This window comes from Streptomyces sp. SID5785 (genome assembly GCF_009870065.1).
GTDB lineage: Bacteria > Actinomycetota > Actinomycetes > Streptomycetales > Streptomycetaceae > Streptomyces.
Genome location: NZ_WWIA01001109.1, coordinates 1 through 1840 on the forward strand (window position 1 = coordinate 1; position 1840 = coordinate 1840).

Sequence of the window (1840 nt, forward strand, 5' to 3'; positions counted from 1 at the left end):
TTCCATTGACCCTCCGTGGAGAAGCGGACTATGTTGCCAATCGATCCGCACAGCGGAACGCCATTCTACTCTACGGAACGGGTTGGCGTCCCTGGGTCACGGCACGGCCCTGGGCGTCCGTGGCCGTACGACCGGACGCTCCACGCGTCCACTCTCACGCTCGGGAAAGGCGGCCGTCCATGGCTGGACACGGAAGTTCCTCGGCGCACCCGCAACGATTCGATCTCGTCGTGACGGGCGGGCTCCTCGCCGATCCGCTGCGTGACCGGCCCGCCCCGGGCGACCTCGCCGTGCGCGACGGACGGATCGCCGCCGTCGGCGCCCCCGGCACCCTGAGCGGCGAGGAGACGCTCGACGCGTCCGGCCTCCTCGTCGCCCCCGGCCTGATCGACCTGCACACCCACGTCTACGCGCCGGGCACCGACCTCGGCGTTCCGGCCGACGCGGTGGGCGTGCGCCAGGGCGTCACCACGGTCGTCGACGCGGGCAGCTGCGGCAGCGACCACTGGGACGACTTCGTGGAGAACGTTGTCCGGCCGGCCGGCACCCGTGTCCTGAGCTGGCTCAACATCTCCCGGCACGGCCTGGTGCACGGCCGCCGCGAACTCGCGGGCGGCCCCGACGACATCGACGAGGCCGCCACCGAGAAGCTGCTGCGCGAGCACGCCGACCGGGTCCGCGGCCTCAAGATCCGGATGAGCGCCTCGGTGCTCGGCGACTCCGGGCTCGCCCCGCTGCGCGCCGCCAAGCGCGTCGCCGCCCGCGTCGGCCGGCCCGTCATGGTCCACGTCGGCAACGAACCGCCGCACCTCGGCGACGTGCTGGACCTGCTCGGCGCCGGGGACGTCGTCACCCACGCGTTCCACGGCAAGCCCGGCGGACTGTTCGGCAGCGAGCGGCAGGCGCGCGCCGCCGTGGACCGCGGCGTCCGGCTCGACGTCGGACACGGCAGCGCCAGCCTCAGTTTCGCCACCGCCGAACGCGCGCTCGCGGCAGGCTTCACGCCGCACACCATCAGCACCGACCTGCACCACCGCAATCTCGACGGCCCGGTCCACTCGCTCGTCGACACCCTCACCAAGCTCGTCGCACTCGGGCTGACCCCGCACGAGGCCGTCCGCTGCGCCACAGCGCACGCCGCCGCGGTGGTCGGGCTCGAGGCGGAACTGGGCACCCTGCGGCCGGGCGCCGTGGCCGACCTGACCCTGCTGCGGCTGACCGACGGCCCGGTGCGGCTGACCGACGCCGACGGCGACACCCGCACCGGCACCACCCGGATCACCGCGGCAGGCGTCGTGCGCGCCGGGCGACCGACGCCCCTCGGTGCCCCGCGCTGACCCCTTCCGTTCCGGCCGTCCCCGCACCCCGCGGTGCCGGCCGACCACCGAACACCGACCACCGAACACCGAACGCCGACAGGCCGAACCACCGACCGAACCACCGAGAGGCCCGTGCATGACCACCCCCCTGATCGAGCGACTGGCGACGGCCGTACGGGACACGGCCCGCCCCGTCACCGACGCCGACCGCGCGGACCTCGCGGCGTTCCTGCCGCTCTCCCAGGTCTACGCGGAGACGTGCGGCATCGGATTCGACGACGTCCGCTCGCTCGCGCTCGCCGTGCACGCCCTCGCCTTCGTGCGCCGGGTCCGTGAGGGCGAGCACCTCGACGCGCTCGACGCCCAGCTCGGCGACGAGATCGCCCCCGGGCGGCTCGCGGCCGTGCGCACCCTCGTCGACACGTACTGCGCACCCCGCGGCTTCGCCGCACGTGACACCGAAGTCCTGCTGCTCGCCCTGCACTTCGAGGCGGCGGCACAGCTCCAGCACCAGCACACCC

Annotated in this window: 2 protein-coding genes; both read left to right on the forward strand. The window is 74.1% G+C overall.

The window, feature by feature from the left end:
- Positions 1-179 precede the first annotated feature (179 nt).
- A complete protein-coding gene (locus tag GTW43_RS36075) occupies positions 180-1337 on the forward strand; it encodes an amidohydrolase/deacetylase family metallohydrolase (RefSeq protein WP_237536998.1) in 1158 nt (385 codons plus the stop codon).
- A gap of 118 nt (positions 1338-1455) precedes the next feature.
- The coding region (locus GTW43_RS36080) for a hypothetical protein (protein ID WP_161306196.1) at positions 1456-1840 on the forward strand (385 nt) is incomplete at its 3' end.